The following is a 15,820-nucleotide window of genomic DNA, read 5'->3' on the forward strand; positions in this document are numbered from 1 at the left end:
CCCGGGTCAGCGGCCGCGGCCACGGGCCTTCTTCGCGTCGAAGCCGAGCATCTTCATCGCCGCATTCGGACTGCGCGCCCCCTTCGCATAGCCCTCCCACGGCGCATTGCCGCGATCGAGCCGCGTGTGGATGTCGCGCAAGGTCCAGTGCGCGCCGCCGCGCAGGTCGGGCACCTCGTCCCATGCCACCGGCACCGACACGCCCATGCCCGGTCGCGCGCGCAGCGACCAGGCGCTGACCGTGGTCGCGCCGAAGCCGTTGCGCAGGTAGTCGATGAAGATGCGGCCCACGCGGTTCGAAGGCCCGCTCTTCGCCACGAAGAGTTGCGGCAAGGTGCGCGCCATGTGGCGCACGATGGCCTGCGAGAAATCCTTCACCGCGTCCCAGCCATGCACGCGGCGCAGCGGCACCACCACGTGCAGGCCCTTGCCGCCGCTGGTCTTGCAGAAAGGAACGAGCCCGAGCTCGACCAGGATCACGCGCATCAGCTCCACCGCCTGCAGCATCGCGGGCCAGTCGACGCCCTCGCCGGGGTCGAGGTCGAAGGTCATGCGGTCGGGCTTGTCGATCGCGGACTTGACGGCGTTCCAGGTGTGCAGCTCGATCACGTTCATCTGCGCCGCGCCCGGCAGGCCGAGCGCCGCCGCCACCTCGATCAGCGCGGGATGTTCGGGCCACAGCGCGGCATCGAGCCGGCGCACACCCTCGATGCTGCCGTCCTCGAGGTGCTTCTGGAAGAACAGCTGCCCGCCGATGCCGCGCGGCGCGCGCACCAGCGACACCGGCCGGCCGCGCAGGTGCTCCATCATCAGCGGCGCGACCAGGCCGTAGAAGCGCACCACCTCGACCTTGGTGATGCCGGTCGACGCATCGACCACGCGCTCGGCATGCGAGACCTTGAAATTCGCGGGCAAGGTGGCGGCCGGGCCTTTCGTCCGGGTCTTCGCCTGCTCCCGGTCCGCCGCGCGCGCGGGCACCGGCGCCTCGCGCACGATCTGCTTCGCGGGCTTGTCGCTGCGCAGCGCATGGAACACCGGGTGGCGCACATGGCCGTCCTGCGTCCATTCGGAGAACGTGACCTCGGCCACCAGCACCGGCTTCACCCAGTGCGCGCGGCGCTCGTTCTCGATGCGCTGCTTGAACGGACGTTGGTCGATGGCCAGGGGCTTCAGTCGCGCGAAGATCTCGGCCAGTGAGCGCTCGTTGAAGCCCGTGCCCACGCCGCCCGCGAACACCAGCTCGCCCTGTTCGTCATGCACGCCGAGCAGCAGCGAGCCGAAGCCCGTGCGCGAGCCCTGCGGGTCGGTGTAGCCGGCGATCACGAACTCCTGCCTGCGCGCGCACTTGAGCTTGATCCAGTCGGGCGAACGGCGCGAGCGGTAGGCGCTGCCGCGCCGCTTGCCGATCACGCCCTCGAGTCCGATGCGGCAGGCCGAGGCCACGATGTCCTCGGGCGGCGCGTCGAAGACCGCGCTGAAGCGGATCTCGGGCGGCGGCTCGGCGAGCAGCCGCTCGAGCAGCGCGCGCCGCTCGACCAGCGGCACGGCGCGCAGGTCGTGGCCGTCGTAGTACGGCAGGTCGAACAGGAAATAGACGATGTCCTGGGTGCGCGTGCTGTCGAAGGCGCTCTGCAGTGCCTGGAAGTCGGTGCGGCCGGCCTCGTCGAGCACCACGATCTCGCCGTCGAGCCAGCCCGGCTTCAGCTTCATGCGCTGGATCGCGCGCACCAGGTGCGGCATGCGATCGCTCCAGTCGTGGCCGTTGCGCGTGAACAGACGCACCGTCTTGCCCTCGATGCGCGCGAGCAGCCGGTAGCCGTCGAACTTGATCTCGTAGACCCAGTCGCCCGGATCGGGCGGCGGACCGTCGACCAGCGTGGCGAGCACCGGCGCGAGCTTGGGCGGAGGCTCGGCCTCGACGGCACCGTCGGGCCACTCGGAACGCTTTCGCGCCGCCTTCTTCGCGGCGGGCTTCGACACTGTGCTCGCCCGCGGCATCGCGAGCGCGGCCACGCTGTCGGGGAACTGGTCGACCACGCTGAATTCCGCGGCCTCGCGCGCGAACTCGTCGCGCTCCTTGATCAAGAGCCACGGATCGCCGCTGCCCTCCTTGCGCGCCTTCATGCGCACCAGCGCCCAGCGGCCGCGCAGCTTGTGGCCATGCAGCTCGAACTTGATGTGGCCCGCGCGATAGTCCTTGCGCACATTGCCCAGCGGCACCCAGAAACCCTTGTCCCAGACGATCACCTTGCCCGCGCCGTACTGCTTCGCGGGAATCTCGCCCTCGAAGGCGTTGTACGACACCGGGTGGTCTTCCACATGCATCGCCATGCGCTTGTCGTGCGGGTCGTAGCTCGGCCCCTTGGGCACGGCCCAGCTCTTCATGGTGCCGTCGATCTCGATGCGGAAGTCGTAGTGGAGGCTGCGCGCCCAGTGCTTCTGCACCACGAACTGCAGCGCGCCGGGCAGCGACTCGCCGCCCTCGGCGGGCTCGGGCGTGATGTCGAAGTTGCGCTTGGCCTGGTAGCGCTTCAGTGCGGCGGTGCGCGCCATGCGGGGGCGGGTGTCACTGCGGCGCCGGCGTCTGCGCCTGCCGCCGGTTGCTCGCCATCGTCTTCGCGGCGTCCAGGTGCGTCCTGAGCACCGGCAGCGTCTTCTCGGCGAAGGCGCGCAGGTCGGCATCGTTGGCGTCGCGCGCCATGTTCTCGAACAGGCGGATGTCGGCCTCGTGGTCCTGGATGCCCACGCGGTCCACATAGGCCCGGTCGAAGCCCTCGCCCGACAAACCCTGCAGCGCCTCGATGCGCGCCTTCTTGTCGGCCGGAATCTCGGCCACCAGTTGCACCGACTTGCGCGCGGCCAACTGGCGCAGTGCCTCGTTCGATTCGCCGTGGTGCTTCGCGAGCATCAACGCGTAGTCCTTCACCTCGGCGCTCACAGCCTTCGAGGCGGCGAGCTTCGAGACCTCGAGCTCGTAGAGGCCGGCGCCCGCGGCCAGGGTCATCAGGCTGCGGTCGGGGGCGCTCACCGCGGCGGCCTGGGCAAGCTGCATAGCGGGTTCGGCCGCGAAGGCCATGGGCGCGGATGCCACGCCACCGAGCACGATGGCGCACGCGATCGCGCAGGCTCGCCCTCGGGACGAATGACGGAACGTCGAAATGGAATGCATGCCGGACCTCGCAATCTGCAATGGGAGGACAAGGCCATCGGAAGGCTCGCCACGGGCCGTCGATGGCCACCTGGGGCCACGCTGCGCCCGCCATGCGGCTGCGAACGTAGGAAGTCGCCCCTTGCGCGCACAAGCCCAGGCGCACACCGCCGTGCTCACCCCGCCTCGGCCGCGGCCGGGTGGCTCGATGCATGGCGCTCGAGCATCAGGTACAGCAGCACCCCTCCGCCCAGCGGCAGCAGGTAGTAGAGCGCGCGGTAGGCCAGCACCGCCCCCATCAGCGTGCCCTGTCGCACGCTGCCCGACAGCAGCGCGAGGTACACCGCCTCGAGCACACCGAGCCCCGCGGGAATGGGCGTGAACACACCCACGATCGAGGCCGCCATCAGCACCGACAGCGTGGTCGCGTACGGCACCTTCTGCCCCAGCAGCAGGTACATCGCCGCGCCCATCAGCGCCCAGTTGCAGGCCGACAGCGAGATCTGCAGCAGCGCGAGCCGCGCCGAGGGCAGCTGCACGCTGCGCCCGCGCAGGGTCCAGCGCTTGCCGCGCGCGACGCCGCAGGCGATCACGTAGCCGATCGCGAGCGCGATCATCAACACGCCGATGGCACGGAAGGCCACCACGCCCAGGTGCGCCTGGCGCGGCGGGTCGATCGCGCCCGCGGCGAACAGGCCGCCGGCCAGCAGGCCGTAGCCCAGCCAGTTGGTCGCAAGGCTGAGGCCGACGATCTGCGCGACCGTGGCCTCGTCGAGCCCCGCGCGCGCATAGAGCCGCGCGCGCATCGCGACGCCGCCCACCAGCGAGCCGAGGTTCAGGTTGAAGGCATAGCTCGTGACCGCGATGGCCCAGGTGCGCAGCGCGCCGAGCTTGTGCCGCGTGTGGAGCCGGCCGAGCAGGTCGAAGCAGCCGTAGAGCGCATGGCTGGCGGTCGAGAGCGCGAGCACGCCGAGCAGCAGCCACAGCGGATAGCGCTGCAGCGCATGCCAGGCACCGGCCCAGTCGACCTTGTGCGCATGCGAGAGCAAGAGCCCCAGCACCACGATGCCGAGCACGGGCAGTGCCCAACGCTTGCAGCGGCGCCAGAGGCCTTGGGGAACGGAGGCGGCGTCGGTGCTGTCCGCCTCGCGGGAGAGTGTGGCTGTGGCGGCGGTCTGTGGCATCGTGGGCCGATCATCGGGACCGGTCCGGATGCACGACAGTCGCCGCGAGCGCTTGTGTGCGTAGTCCGGGAACGATGCCCCGGATCACGCACCGGCCTTGCCCGGCGGCAGCTTGACCTTGGTGACCGTCACCGAGACGGGGTCGCTGGCGGGAAAGGATTCCTCCACGCCGCTGTCGAGCGCGTCCTCGCTCGGTGCCTCGTGGGTGGGCTTGTCGTGTTCGGGGGCGGGCTTGCCGTGCGACTCGGCGGTGGGAAACGGAAAGGGCTTGCTGGTGTCCTTGGGGTCGCGGGTATCGGTCTTCGAAGCCATGAGGGTTCTCCTTCCAGAAAGAGAGAGAGGGAAAGCACGCGGTGCGTCTCCCATTCTGGAAAGCGGCCCGTCCCGGCGCGTAGGACAACACGCGCCGTGGACCGTCGCCGCGAGAGCGACCGCCTCAGCGAGGAATGCGGATGAAGTCTTCCGAGGTCAGCGAGATCAGGCAGCGCGGCTCGTCGCGATAACGCTCCCGGGCCTTGGCCTCGATCGCGTCGAAGTAGGCGCGGCAGGCCTCGAGCAACTGGGGGCCGCCCTCGCGCACGCCGAATTCATCGTGCAGCGCGTCTTCCGTGATCTCCGCCAGCACGCGCTGGCCCTGCGGACCGTTCGGGTAGAACGCGAAGCGCACCGTGGCGGTGTCGAAGCAATAGATTCCTTCGAAGTTCATCTCTCTTGTCTCCAGCGGGTTGCATCTTGTTTCGTCGCGCCGACTAGAGCGCTTCGCGCGGGCGCGCCCGCGAGGACGAAATCCAGTCCCGATGCAGGAATCCTCCTACAACACCAAAGGCCTCGCGACGCTGCGCCTGCGCGCATCGGCGATGTCGTCCCACGCGGGCCTCCCCCTGTCTTCGGCAAGGCTTTGGACTTCCAACCCGAGGACCTCCACGACCATGAATACCACCGCCACTTCACGCCTCGACGCCCGCATCGCCGGCGTGGTCGAGTTCCGCGCGGGCGATGGCCCGCAGATCCGCATTCCCGAAGGCGTCTGCCAGGCGCTGGTCGCGGACGACAGCGTGGTGCTGACCTGGACCGAGGACGGCAATCCTCTGACCGCCGCGATCCCGCGCATCGAGTTCGACCGCTTCGTCACCGAGGGCCAGATCGTGCTGGGCCACGCGGAAGAGGACGACGCCGACGCGCCGAAGAAGGACTAGTGAAGGACTAGCGCGCAACGGCCCGCGGGCCGGTGGTGGCTTGCTTGAAAAGGCGGGCGCGAGCGACGACGATGCGTGCCGCGCCATCCGCGCCACCCCCTGGAGTCCTTCGCGCTTGAATCCCCTGCCCCCTTTTCCTCACGCCTGGCGCGCCCGCCTGGCCGATGCCCACTGGCGGCGCCAGACGATCGGTGAATCGGGCGCCGATGTGTTTCGCATCGAGGCCGCTCATGGCGAGCTCCTGTTCCTCAAGTCCGAGCCCGTGGCGCCCCTCGCTGAACTGCCGGGCGAGATCGCGCGGCTCGCATGGCTCGCGCGCCAGGACCTGCCCGCGCCCGCAGTGCTCGACCAGGCCCTCGAACACGATCGCCATTGGCTGCTGATGAGCGCCGTGCCGGGCCGCGATCTCGCATCGGGCCCATTCGGCCCGGCCGAGATCGTCGTGCACATGGCCGATGCGCTGCGCCTGCTGCACCGGGTGCCGGTCGCCACCTGCCCCTTCGACCATCGCCTGGCATACCGGATCGAGGACGCGCACGCACGCGCCGTGGCCGGTCTGGTCGACGAGAGCGATTTCGACGACGAGCGCGCGGGCTGGACCGCCCTCGATCTGTTCGAGCGACTGCGCGCGACGCGGCCCGCGAGCGAAGACCTCGTCGTGACCCACGGCGATGCCTGCCTGCCGAACCTGATGGCAACGGCCGACGGCTTCACGGGCTTCATCGACTGCGGCCGCATCGGCGTGGCCGACCGCTGGCAGGACCTCGCGCTGGCCGCACGCAGCATCGGCTTCAACCTCGGCGAGGGCTGGACCGCGCCCTTCTTCGAACGCTACGGCATCGCGCCCGATGCCGAGCGCATCGCGTTTTACTGCCTGCTCGACGAGTTCTTCTGAAGGTGCGCCGAAGGTGGCGCGGGGAGAATGCGGGCATGAAATTCGATCCCTTGCCATCGCAGTGCCTCGTCGACCAATCGCTGGAGATCCGCCTGCGCGGTCTCGCACCCGGCGAGCGCGTCGTGCTGCAGCTGTGCAACCGCTTCGGCCACCAGGTGACGCAATCGGAGGCCCACTTCGTGGCCGACGCCAGCGGCACGGTCGATCCCGCGCGGCAGTCGCCGGTCGCGGGCAGCTACGAGCGCGCCGACGCGATGGGCCTGTTCTGGTCGCGCGCGCTGGTGCCGCCCGAGCGCATGGGCGGCATCGCGGGCCTGCACGACGATCCGCTGACCGCCACGCTCAGCGCGGTGCGCGAGAGCGACGGCAGCGCGGTCTCGGTCTCGATCCGCCGCGTGTATGTCGGCGACGGCGTGCGGCAACGGGAGCTCAGGGAACGCGGCCTGGTCGGCCAGTTGTTCGAACCCGCGGGCGCGGGCCCGCATCCGGCCGTGCTCGTGCTCGGCGGATCGAACGGCGGCCTGGCGTGGTCGCAGGAGATGGCCGCGCTGCTCGCCTCGCATGGCTTCGCCGCGCTCGCGCTGGCCTACTTCGCGGCCGAGGGCCTGCCGCCCACGCTCGACCGCATTCCGCTCGAGTACTTCGGCACGGCGCTCGAATGGCTGGCCGAACAGCCCGGCGTGCGGGCCGACCGCATCGGCACCGTGGGCGTGTCGCGCGGCGGCGAACTCGCGCTGCTGCTCGGCGCGCACTTTCCCGCCATCGGCTGCGTGATCGGCTATGTGCCCAGCGGCATCGTGTGGCCCGCCTATCCGGCGAGCGGCCATGGCGCATGGACGCTGGGCGGCGAGGAGATCGATTTCGCATCGACGCTCACGCACGCGCAATGGGACGAAGCCGTCGCCCAGGGCCTCGCGCACGAGGACAGCTTCGACTGGTACCTGATCCCGCTGCGCGATCCCGCGCTGCTGGAGCGAAGCTCGATCCGGGTCGAGAACATCAACGGACCGGTGCTGCTGATCTCGGGCGAGGCCGACGGCCTGTGGCCCTCGACCGATCTCGCCGACTTCGCGCTGCAGCGTCTGCTCGAAAAGAAATTCGCGCACCGCGCCGAGCACCTGAGCTACCCGCGCGCCGGCCATTCGATCGCCTGGCCGAACGCGCCGACCACCATGACGCGCTCGGTCCATGCGATATCCGGCGAAACGATGGACATGGGCGGCACGCCCGAGGGCAATGCGCGGGCGCGCAGCGATTCGTGGCCGCGCATGCTCGCCTTCTTGCGTGATGCGCTGCAGCGCTGAAACCGCCCCCGGATTTCCGTCGCCCTACCACGATTTTTTGGACGGAACCGCGGGGTGGCGCAGTCTTTTTTGCACGGTCGGGAGCCCCTGCCTATTCAACAGGCAATGTGGTGGGAAGCCCCGCCAATCCTCGCTTCGCCCATCCGCTCCCCGCACAACCCACAGAGTTGTCCACAGAAAAATCGAACAAGTCATCAAACCGACTTGGTCGCGACATATCCCTTGAACATTTCCCGCAGGCGGGTCTTGAGCAACTTTCCGGTGGCCGTATGCGGCAGGCTGTCGACGAAGACCACGTCCTCGGGCAGCCACCACTTGACAACGCGCTGCGCGAGGAAATCGCGCAGCTGCGAAGCGGTCACTTCGCTGCCGGGCCGCTTCACCACGACGAGCAGCGGCCGCTCGGTCCACTTCGGATGCGGGATGCCGATGACCGCGGCCTCGGCCACCGCCGGATGGGCGCTGGCCGCGTTCTCGAGGTCGATCGAGGAGATCCATTCGCCGCCCGACTTGATCACGTCCTTCGCGCGGTCGACCAGCTGCACATAGCCGTCGGCATCGATGGTGGCCACGTCGCCGGTCGGGAAGAAGCCCTCGGCATCGAGCACGCTGCCGCCCTCGCCGCGGAAGTAGCCGCTCGCGATCCAGGGCCCGCGCACATGCAGGTGGCCGAAGGCCTTGCCGTCGTGCGGCAGGCGCCGGCCGTCCTCGCCGACGATCTTGAGCGCCACGCCCCAGACACCGCGGCCCTGCTTCATCTTGATGCCGATCTTCTCGTCCTCGCTCAAGGCCGCATGCTTGGGCAGCAGGTTGCCGATCACGCCGATCGGGCTGGTCTCCGTCATGCCCCAGCCCTGCACGAAGTCGGCGCCGAAGTCGCGTTCGAAACGCTCGATCATGCTGCGCGGCGTGGCGGCGCCGCCGAGGCCGATGCGCTTGAGGCCCAGCGCGCGCGGATCGAGTTCGGGATGGGCATCGAAGTACTGGAACAGCATCAGCCACACCGTGGGCACGGCCTGCGAGATGCTGACCTTCTCGTCGCGCATCAGCTCGTAGAGGTTCTGCGCGTCGAGGTGCGGGCCGGGCATCACCAGCTTGACGCCGGCCATCGCCGCCGCGTACGGCATGCCCCAGGCATTGGCATGGAACATCGGCACCGCGAGCAGCAAGGTCATGCCCGAGTTCACGCCGAAGGTGTCGGGGGTGCACTCCATCAGCGAGTGCAGCACGGTCGAGCGGTGCGAATAGAGCACGCCCTTGGGGTTGCCCGTGGTGCCCGAGGTGTAGCACAGCGACGAGGCCGTGCGCTCGTCGAACACGGGCCAGTCGTAGTCCTCGCTCTGCGCATCGATCAGCTCGTCGAAGCACAGCAGGTTCGGCACGTCGATGGCCGGCATGTGGGCGCGGTCGGTCATCGCGATGAAGGCGCGCACCGAGCGCAGGCCCGGCGCGAGCTTCTCGACCAGCGGCGCGAAGCTGGTGTCGAAGAACAGCACCTTGTCTTCGGCGTGGTTCACGATGTAGTCGATCTGCTCGGGAAAGAGCCGCGGGTTGACGGTGTGCAGCACCGCGCCCGCACCCGACACGCCGAAGTACAGCGCCAGGTGCCGGTGCGTGTTCCAGGCCAGCGTACCCACGCGGTCGCCGGGGGCGATGCCGAGCTGCGCCATCGCGTGGGCCACCTGCTTCGCGCGCCGGTGCACCGCGTCGTAGTCGGTGCGCACGATCGGTCCCTCGACGCTGCGCACCACGATCTCGGTGTGCGGGTGGAAGGTGGCGGCATGCTCGATCAGCGACGAGATCAAGAGCGGGCGGTCCTGCATCAATCCGAACATGGGGTCGTCTCCTGTGCTGGGGCCGCCGCATCGTGGCAGCAGCAAGCCGGCACGGCATCGTCGGAACGGACGATTGAGGGCGCGCGGCGGGAACGGAATCTGCGTGATGATGCGAAACCACCGGATGCCCGCTCCATGTCCATGCTCATCGCCCAGATCTCCGACCCGCACGTGCGCCCCGCCGGCGTGCTCTACCAGGGCGTGGTCGATTCCAACCGCATGCTCGAGGAGGCCATCGCCCACCTGCATGCGCTCGATCGCCGGCCCGACCTGGTGCTGCTGACCGGCGACCTGGTCGACGAGGGCCGGCCCGAGGAGTACGCGCAGGCGCGCCGGCTGCTGTCCGCGCTCGAAGTGCCGCTGCTCGTGATGCCCGGCAACCACGACCACCGCGAGCACTTCCGCGCGGCCTTCGCCGACCACGGCTACCTGCCGGCCACGGGCGCGCTGCACTACTGCATCGACGACCATCCGGTGCGCATCGTCGCGCTCGACGTCTGCGTGCCCGGCCTGCACCATGGGCTGGCCGATGCGGAGGGCCTGGCCTGGCTGCAGCGCACGCTGGAGGCCGACCGCACCAGGCCCACGCTGCTGATGCTGCACCACCCACCGTTCATGAGCGGCATTCCGTACATGGATGCCTACCGCTGCATCGACACCGAGCCGCTCGAAGCCGTGGTGCGCGCGGCCGGCAACGTGGAGCGCGTGCTGTGCGGCCACGTGCACCGCGGCATGCTGCGGCGCTGGGCCGGCACCGTGGTGTGCAGCGCGCCGAGCACCACCACCGAGATCGCGCTGCGGCTCGCGAGCGACGCGGCACCGGCCTCCTACCTGGGCCGGCCCGGCTGCCTGCTGCACCTATGGGACGAGGCGCACGGCATGGTGAGCCACCTGAGCCACATCGGGCCGATGCAGGGGCCCTACCCCTTTGCCTGACATGCGGATGCCGACCATCGCGGGACTGCGTGCCTCGATCCTCTGCGCGGCCGCCTGGCTGGCCTGCGCCGCGCCGGCCTTCGCCAACGGCAGCCTGTCCTGCGCAGGACGGCCCTATGCGGTGGAGGTGCAGTTCAGTCTGTCGACGGGCGAACTGACGCAACTGATCGTCGCGCGCGAGCAGCACGGCGAGCTTTCGTCCGAACGATTCGCGCCGCGGCGCCGGTTCATCGACTACACGCGCCGCACCGTGCAGGCGAGCGGCACCAGCGTCGACCGGCCGTCTCGCACCGCAACGCTGCGCATCGCCAACGCGCGCGGCACGCTGACCCTCGCGGGCCAGCGCCACCGCCTGCGCTGCGACTGGAACAGCCTGGGCTGAAGCGCCCCGCGTTCAGAGCCGCTCGACGATCGTCACGTTCGCCATGCCGCCACCCTCGCACATGGTCTGCAGCCCGTAGCGCTTGCCGCGCTGGCCCAGCGCATGCACCAGCGTCGTCATGAGCTTGGTGCCCGAGGCGCCCAGCGGATGGCCGAGCGCGATGGCGCCGCCGTGGACGTTGAGCCGTTCGGGATCGGCGCCCGTCACCTGCAGCCAGGCCAGCGGCACCGGCGCGAAGGCCTCGTTGACCTCGAACAGGTCGATGTCGGAGATCTTCATGCCGGCCTTCCGCAGCGCGCGCTGCGTGGCCGGGATCGGTGCCTCGAGCATGATCACCGGGTCGTGGCCCATCACGCTCATGTGGTGGATGCGCGCGAGCGGCTTCAGGCCGAAGGTCTTGAGGCCGCGCTCGTTGACCACCATCACGCCGCTGGCGCCGTCGCAGATCTGGCTCGCGGTCGCGGCGGTCACGCGCCCGCCCTCGGCGATCAGCTTGACCGCGCCGATGCTCTCGAGCGTCGCGTCGCCGCGGATGCCCTCGTCGGCCAGGTGCATCTCGCCGGGCTCGCTGCCATCGGCCAGCCGCACCGCCACCGGCACGATCTCGCGCTCGAAATGGCCGGCGCGCGTGGCCGCGGCCGCGAGCTGGTGGCTGCGCAGCGCATAGGCATCGAGCTCGGCGCGCGCGATGCCGTAGTTGGCGGCGATCATCTCGGCGCCCGTGAACTGGCTGAACTCGACGCCGGGGTAGCGCTTCTGCATGCCGGGGCTGACATAGAAGCCCAGCCCGTTCTTCAGCGGCAAGGTGGTCGGCAGGCCCATGGGCACGCGCGTCATGCTCTCGACGCCGGCCGCGATCGCCACGTCCATGCTGCCCGACATCACGGCCTGGGCCGCGAAGTGCAGCGCCTGCTGCGACGAGCCGCACTGGCGGTCGACCGAGGTGGCCGGCACCGACTCGGGCAGGCGCGAGGCCAGCACCGCGTTGCGCGCGATGTTCGAGGACTGCTCGCCGGCCTGGCCGACGCAGCCCATGATGACGTCCTCTATGGCGGCGGGATCGACGTCGGTGCGCGCGACCAGCGCGTCGAGCACCTGCGCGGCGAGGTCGGCGGGATGCCAGCCGGCCAGGCGGCCGTTGCGGCGGCCTCCAGCGGTGCGGGCGGCGGCGACGATATAGGCTTCGGGCATGGGTTCTCCTGGGGCTTGGTGTGACTCGGGGAATTGTTGGCCCCCAGGATACGGCGGGCGTCGTCGGATCGGACGATTTTGGGCGCGGGCCTGGCGGTGTCGAAACACCGGCTCGCACTTGACCAGGAAGGCCCGCATGCACTCGCGCGCATCCTCGGTCGCGAGGTGCGCATGCAGCTGTCGGCACCCGATGCGCACAAGGATCGGCGCTTCTTGCTCCATGGGCATACGGGCTGGCTCCTGCCAGTCGACGACGATCCTCTGCCGGGAGATCAGCGCGGACAGCACCGCGCCCAGGCCGGCATCGCGTGACTTGAACGCGGGCTGCGCGAGTGCTTTGCCGATCTCGTGGCTCACTAGAGCGAGGGGCCAAACACGCAGCAGGGGAGTGCTCGGCGCACTGTCGCTCGGCGAGGCAAAGGGGGGATGAGCGTGGGCGACCTGGCGCGCTACCTGAAGGTGAGCCGGCAGAACCTCTCGGGCCTGCTGAGCCGCATGGAGCGCGACGGCCATGTGAAGGGCGCGACCGGCGCTCACGCCTGGTGACGATGAGCGAGTCGGGACAGCATGTGTGGGTGGTCGAGGCGCAGCCGAAGATCTTTGCCTACCACGAGCAGGTGCTCGAGGGGTTCTCGGTCAACGACGTGACCACACCCTGCACTACCTGCTGAAGATCCTCGACACCATGCAGAAGGTGGACGACCGGCAGGGCGGGGCCAAGGCGCCGGCGGAGGAAAGCGCCGCATCCACCGCAGCCTTCAGGAGGTCGACGGCAATGCTTCGGCAGAGCGCCGCGCGCCCGGCTGTCGCGTGGAGACATACAGCCCAAGCACGACCAGAGTGCCGCCTGCGACGGCCCACGGGCCGGGCACCTCGCGCAGAAGAACGAAGGCGAACATCCCTGCGAAAAGCGGCTCAGCGAGTTCGAGCGTCTGCACTCGTCCCGGTGCGAGAAACTGGATGGCTCGCGTCGTGCACACAAAGCCCAGAACTGTCGGAAACACCGCCAGCAAGACCAGCGCGCCAACGGCCGACGGACTCCAGCGCACCTGCGTCAGCGCGTCGAACTGAACCGTCGTCGCAAGATAGAAGGAACCGAACAGGAGCAGCCGGGCAGTGAGCGCGAAGCCGCCTGGCAAGCCGAACTTCTTCACCAACACCGAGAACACCCCATAGCCCGTTCCTGCAAGGGCCGCCAGCATCACTCCGCGCGGGCTCTGCGCAACGCTCACCCCAGCGACCATGGCCACGCCCACGAGCGCCACACCCAGACCGACCCACTGGAAAAAGCTCGGCCTGTCACCCAACAGCGGCCAGCCCAGCACGATCGCCGACAAAGCGGCGAACGCCATCAGGGTCACGACCACATTCGCCGCGGCCTCATGTGCATAGGCAGCGGTTTCGAAAAAGAACAGCACGAATATCCCGAAGAAGGCGCAGAGTGCGACCTCGCGCCACTGGCCGTGCCAACGGGTTCGCGAATAGCCAAGCCCGATCGCACTCACTATCGCGAATCCGATCAGCGTCTTGAGCGCCGCGATTGCGTCGGTCTGCAAGCCCATCGCCACCACAAACTTGGTGAGGACGCCGATCGTCGCATTGAGCGCCGCCGCGCCAAGGGCATACAGCACACCCTTATGAAACTCACGCATGAGCCGCCTTGCCATCGCGTGACGACAAGTCCGACAGGATGGTCGGAATGATGGCTGGAGCGAAATTGCTGGAAAAAAAGATGCCGCCCGCATTGGCGTTCAGCCGGGCATACATAGGGTCTTTCAGCAGAATTCGATGCGCCGCCCTCAACCGATAGAACGGTACACCAGGAAAAAGGTGATGCACCAAGTGAAAGTTCTCGCCATGCATGCCCGTCAGGAAATGCTCTAGTGCGTGGCTGAAACGATTTCGTGTTGCCTCTATGTCCTTCTTTGCATACCGCACCATTGGAAAATGTTCGGACAGCTCGATGAACCACGTGATTATCTGAAACACGGTCAGATAAGGAAGCAGCCAATAAAGGAGAAAAAATTTCGGCCCGACAATCAGCGATCCCAAAAGAGCCATCGCGGATACGGCGGCAAGCACATAGGGCAACTCCCTGCGCGAATTGGCACCCAGCAATCGATGCCGAACCAAGTAGAAAACATTCGAAAGGAAGTTGAGAAGAATCAACGGGCCTACGATGTGCCGGTAGATGAAGACATTGCGCGACTTCGTGTCGTAGACACCTGATTCAACGTAGAAGCGATAGTCTGGGTCTTCATCGGCCTGACCCAATCTAGTGTGATGAGCCTGCACATGCGATGCTCGATAGGCGCTCCACGACTGAAAGACCAAGTAACCCGAGAACCATGTTCCCAGGAGCTTGTTCAGCCCCTTGTTTCTGCACAAGGTCCCATGGGCCGCCTCATGAAGAATCGTTGCCAGGGCTCGTTGTCGGGAACCGATGAGAAGAATGGAAAGCGGAAGAAACCAGACGTTGTATTCACTTATCGCGATTGCCACCCCAACGAAGAACACATTCATCCCAACCGCAACAACTCCGGAGTAATTATTGTAGACACACAGATCTTTGACAGATTTCTTTATTTCTTCATCGAATCGATAACGAATCATTTAAAGGCCAGAGGCTCAAGCCCCTTTTAGTTTCCCCGATGTGCCAATGCACACTGAATGACTGCCTCTCCGATGACGGAAGACCGAGGCAATCTCTCGCAAGCGTGATTGGCTTGCGCAGTGCTATTAGACACGCCTGCGCCGAGCAGCCTGAAAATCCCAAAAACTATCTCAATTATTCAACAAGGAATTGGCAAAAATCTCTTTTTAACAGTTCGCACTCAGTTGCAAACATTTTTTAGGATTTCGCTCCCTTCTTCTTCGCGACAAGTAGATCGCATGTTTATCTGGGCGCCATGCGGATCGCCCCGTCGAGCCGCACGCTCTCGCCGTTGAAGTAGCCGTTGGTGATCATCAACTCCGCCAGCGCCGCGTACTCGGCCGGATTGCCCAGCCGCTTCGGGAACGGCACCGAGGCCGCCAGCGCGGCCTTCACGTTGTCGGGCGCGCCCTGCAGCAGCGGCGTGTCGAAGATGCCCGGCAGGATGGTGTTGACGCGGATGCCCTCGCTCATGAGGTCGCGCGCGATCGGCAGGGTCATGCCGACGATGCCGGCCTTCGAGGCGGTGTAGGCGGCCTGCCCCATCTGGCCGTCCTGCGCGGCCACCGAGGCGGTGTTGACGATGGCGCCGCGCTCGCCGTCCTCGAGCATGTCGAGCGCGAGCATGCCGGCGGCCGACTTGGCGATGCAGCGGAAAGTGCCCACCAGGTTGATCTGGATGATGCGGTCGAAGTTGGCGAGCGGAAAGTGCTTGATCTCGCCCGTGGCCTTGTCCCGGCTCGCGGTCTTCACGGCATTGCCGGTGCCCGCGCAGTTGACCAGCACGCGCTCCTGGCCGTGCGCGGCGCGCGCGCGCTCGAAGGCCGCGTCGACCTGCGTCTCGGAGGTGACATCGACCTGGCAGAACACGCCGCCGATCTCGGCCGCGAGCGCCTCGCCCTGCGCCGCGTTGAGGTCGAACAGCGCGACCTTCACGCCATGGCCGGCCAGGCGCCGCGCGGTGGCCGCGCCGAGGCCGGAGGCGCCGCCGGTGACGACGGCGGCAATGCGGGAATCGAGTTGCATCTTCGGAGGTCCTTGCTGGATGGTTTGGCGCCGGCCAGTTTAGGAAGCAGAATCGACGCGGGCATCGTCG

Annotated in this window: 17 protein-coding genes; 7 read left to right on the plus strand and 10 right to left on the minus strand. The window is 67.8% G+C overall.

Going from position 1 to position 15,820, the window contains the following annotated elements:
• Positions 1-6: 6 nt before the first annotated feature.
• The 5 genes from ligD to BM109_RS12930 form a co-directional block, all read right to left on the minus strand.
• Positions 7-2,553, minus strand: coding sequence for a DNA ligase D (ligD, locus tag BM109_RS12910; protein ID WP_093343271.1), 2,547 nt, complete (start codon positions 2,551-2,553; stop codon positions 7-9).
• A gap of 13 nt (positions 2,554-2,566) precedes the next feature.
• Positions 2,567-3,091 carry a DUF4142 domain-containing protein gene (locus BM109_RS12915; RefSeq protein WP_177239327.1) on the minus strand — a complete coding sequence of 175 codons (525 nt, stop codon included), beginning with the start codon at positions 3,089-3,091 and terminating at the stop codon, positions 2,567-2,569.
• 233 nt (positions 3,092-3,324) lie between these two features.
• Positions 3,325-4,332 (minus strand): lysylphosphatidylglycerol synthase domain-containing protein, encoded by a 1,008-nt coding sequence (locus BM109_RS12920; RefSeq protein ID WP_093343275.1) that lies wholly within the window; start codon positions 4,330-4,332, stop codon positions 3,325-3,327.
• An 84-nt stretch (positions 4,333-4,416) separates the two neighbouring features.
• Entirely contained in the window at positions 4,417-4,644 is a 228-nt protein-coding gene (locus BM109_RS12925; protein ID WP_093343276.1) for a hypothetical protein, read from the minus strand.
• Positions 4,645-4,768: 124 nt separating this feature from the next.
• Positions 4,769-5,038, minus strand: a complete 270-nt coding sequence (locus BM109_RS12930; protein WP_093343278.1) for a hypothetical protein — start codon at positions 5,036-5,038, stop codon at positions 4,769-4,771.
• Positions 5,039-5,261: 223 nt separating this feature from the next.
• Between BM109_RS12930 and BM109_RS12935 the strand changes: the two genes are divergently transcribed.
• From BM109_RS12935 to BM109_RS12945, 3 genes are all read left to right on the plus strand, one after another.
• Positions 5,262-5,528 carry a hypothetical protein gene (locus BM109_RS12935; protein ID WP_093343280.1) on the plus strand — a complete coding sequence of 89 codons (267 nt, stop codon included), beginning with the start codon at positions 5,262-5,264 and terminating at the stop codon, positions 5,526-5,528.
• Between the two features lie 115 nt (positions 5,529-5,643).
• Complete coding sequence (locus BM109_RS12940) at positions 5,644-6,423, plus strand: APH(3')-II family aminoglycoside O-phosphotransferase (protein ID WP_093343282.1); 780 nt, start codon at positions 5,644-5,646, stop codon at positions 6,421-6,423.
• 35 nt (positions 6,424-6,458) lie between these two features.
• Entirely contained in the window at positions 6,459-7,727 is a 1,269-nt protein-coding gene (locus BM109_RS12945; protein WP_093343283.1) for an acyl-CoA thioesterase/bile acid-CoA:amino acid N-acyltransferase family protein, read from the plus strand.
• A 194-nt stretch (positions 7,728-7,921) separates the two neighbouring features.
• Here the strand turns inward: BM109_RS12945 and BM109_RS12950 are convergent, their stop codons facing one another.
• Positions 7,922-9,562 carry a long-chain-fatty-acid--CoA ligase gene (locus BM109_RS12950; RefSeq protein WP_093343285.1) on the minus strand — a complete coding sequence of 547 codons (1,641 nt, stop codon included), beginning with the start codon at positions 9,560-9,562 and terminating at the stop codon, positions 7,922-7,924.
• A gap of 135 nt (positions 9,563-9,697) precedes the next feature.
• Between BM109_RS12950 and BM109_RS12955 the strand changes: the two genes are divergently transcribed.
• Both BM109_RS12955 and BM109_RS12960 read left to right on the plus strand, forming a co-directional pair.
• A complete protein-coding gene (locus BM109_RS12955; protein WP_256222534.1) occupies positions 9,698-10,498 on the plus strand; it encodes a phosphodiesterase in 801 nt (266 codons plus the stop codon).
• A 1-nt stretch (position 10,499) separates the two neighbouring features.
• The gene (locus tag BM109_RS12960) at positions 10,500-10,880 is read left to right on the plus strand and encodes a hypothetical protein (RefSeq protein ID WP_093343288.1); all 381 of its coding nucleotides are present in this window, start codon (positions 10,500-10,502) and stop codon (positions 10,878-10,880) included.
• Between the two features lie 12 nt (positions 10,881-10,892).
• On the opposite strand, the gene BM109_RS12965 is transcribed toward BM109_RS12960, so the two are convergent.
• The gene (locus BM109_RS12965) at positions 10,893-12,071 is read right to left on the minus strand and encodes an acetyl-CoA C-acetyltransferase (protein WP_093343290.1); all 1,179 of its coding nucleotides are present in this window, start codon (positions 12,069-12,071) and stop codon (positions 10,893-10,895) included.
• Between the two features lie 426 nt (positions 12,072-12,497).
• Between BM109_RS12965 and BM109_RS41795 the strand changes: the two genes are divergently transcribed.
• Together BM109_RS41795 and BM109_RS41800 are read left to right on the plus strand one after the other, a co-directional pair.
• Positions 12,498-12,617, plus strand: a complete 120-nt coding sequence (locus BM109_RS41795) for a MarR family transcriptional regulator (RefSeq protein ID WP_371268806.1) — start codon at positions 12,498-12,500, stop codon at positions 12,615-12,617.
• Between the two features lie 2 nt (positions 12,618-12,619).
• Positions 12,620-12,742 carry a hypothetical protein gene (locus tag BM109_RS41800; protein WP_371268807.1) on the plus strand — a complete coding sequence of 41 codons (123 nt, stop codon included), beginning with the start codon at positions 12,620-12,622 and terminating at the stop codon, positions 12,740-12,742.
• A gap of 87 nt (positions 12,743-12,829) precedes the next feature.
• On the opposite strand, the gene BM109_RS12980 is transcribed toward BM109_RS41800, so the two are convergent.
• From BM109_RS12980 to BM109_RS12990, 3 genes are all read right to left on the minus strand, one after another.
• Positions 12,830-13,723 (minus strand): DMT family transporter, encoded by an 894-nt coding sequence (locus tag BM109_RS12980; protein ID WP_177239328.1) that lies wholly within the window; start codon positions 13,721-13,723, stop codon positions 12,830-12,832.
• Positions 13,716-14,684, minus strand: a complete 969-nt coding sequence (gntB, locus tag BM109_RS12985) for a guanitoxin biosynthesis L-arginine gamma (S) hydroxylase (protein WP_093343294.1) — start codon at positions 14,682-14,684, stop codon at positions 13,716-13,718. The genes BM109_RS12980 and gntB overlap by 8 nt, the downstream gene beginning before the upstream one ends.
• Before the next feature lie 283 nt (positions 14,685-14,967).
• Positions 14,968-15,750, minus strand: coding sequence for an SDR family NAD(P)-dependent oxidoreductase (locus BM109_RS12990; protein WP_093343296.1), 783 nt, complete (start codon positions 15,748-15,750; stop codon positions 14,968-14,970).
• Between the last annotated feature and the right edge of the window lie 70 nt (positions 15,751-15,820).

Origin of the sequence: Variovorax sp. PDC80 (assembly GCF_900115375.1) — a bacterium.
GTDB lineage: Bacteria > Pseudomonadota > Gammaproteobacteria > Burkholderiales > Burkholderiaceae_C > Variovorax.

Bases quoted from the DNA above. Each gene is read 5' to 3' on its own strand.
- BM109_RS12950 (WP_093343285.1), bottom strand. From the start codon at position 9,562: ATGTTCGGATTGATGCAGGACCGCCCGCTCTTGATCTCGTCGCTGATC.
- ligD (WP_093343271.1), bottom strand. From the start codon at position 2,553: ATGGCGCGCACCGCCGCACTGAAGCGCTACCAGGCCAAGCGCAACTTC.
- BM109_RS12930 (WP_093343278.1), bottom strand. From the start codon at position 5,038: ATGAACTTCGAAGGAATCTATTGCTTCGACACCGCCACGGTGCGCTTC.
- BM109_RS41795 (WP_371268806.1), top strand. From the start codon at position 12,498: ATGAGCGTGGGCGACCTGGCGCGCTACCTGAAGGTGAGCCGGCAGAAC.
- BM109_RS41800 (WP_371268807.1), top strand. From the start codon at position 12,620: ATGAGCGAGTCGGGACAGCATGTGTGGGTGGTCGAGGCGCAGCCGAAG.
- gntB (WP_093343294.1), bottom strand. From the start codon at position 14,684: ATGATTCGTTATCGATTCGATGAAGAAATAAAGAAATCTGTCAAAGAT.
- BM109_RS12935 (WP_093343280.1), top strand. From the start codon at position 5,262: ATGAATACCACCGCCACTTCACGCCTCGACGCCCGCATCGCCGGCGTG.
- BM109_RS12925 (WP_093343276.1), bottom strand. From the start codon at position 4,644: ATGGCTTCGAAGACCGATACCCGCGACCCCAAGGACACCAGCAAGCCC.
- BM109_RS12955 (WP_256222534.1), top strand. From the start codon at position 9,698: ATGTCCATGCTCATCGCCCAGATCTCCGACCCGCACGTGCGCCCCGCC.
- BM109_RS12945 (WP_093343283.1), top strand. From the start codon at position 6,459: ATGAAATTCGATCCCTTGCCATCGCAGTGCCTCGTCGACCAATCGCTG.
- BM109_RS12990 (WP_093343296.1), bottom strand. From the start codon at position 15,750: ATGCAACTCGATTCCCGCATTGCCGCCGTCGTCACCGGCGGCGCCTCC.
- BM109_RS12980 (WP_177239328.1), bottom strand. From the start codon at position 13,723: ATGCGTGAGTTTCATAAGGGTGTGCTGTATGCCCTTGGCGCGGCGGCG.
- BM109_RS12920 (WP_093343275.1), bottom strand. From the start codon at position 4,332: ATGCCACAGACCGCCGCCACAGCCACACTCTCCCGCGAGGCGGACAGC.
- BM109_RS12965 (WP_093343290.1), bottom strand. From the start codon at position 12,071: ATGCCCGAAGCCTATATCGTCGCCGCCGCCCGCACCGCTGGAGGCCGC.
- BM109_RS12960 (WP_093343288.1), top strand. From the start codon at position 10,500: ATGCGGATGCCGACCATCGCGGGACTGCGTGCCTCGATCCTCTGCGCG.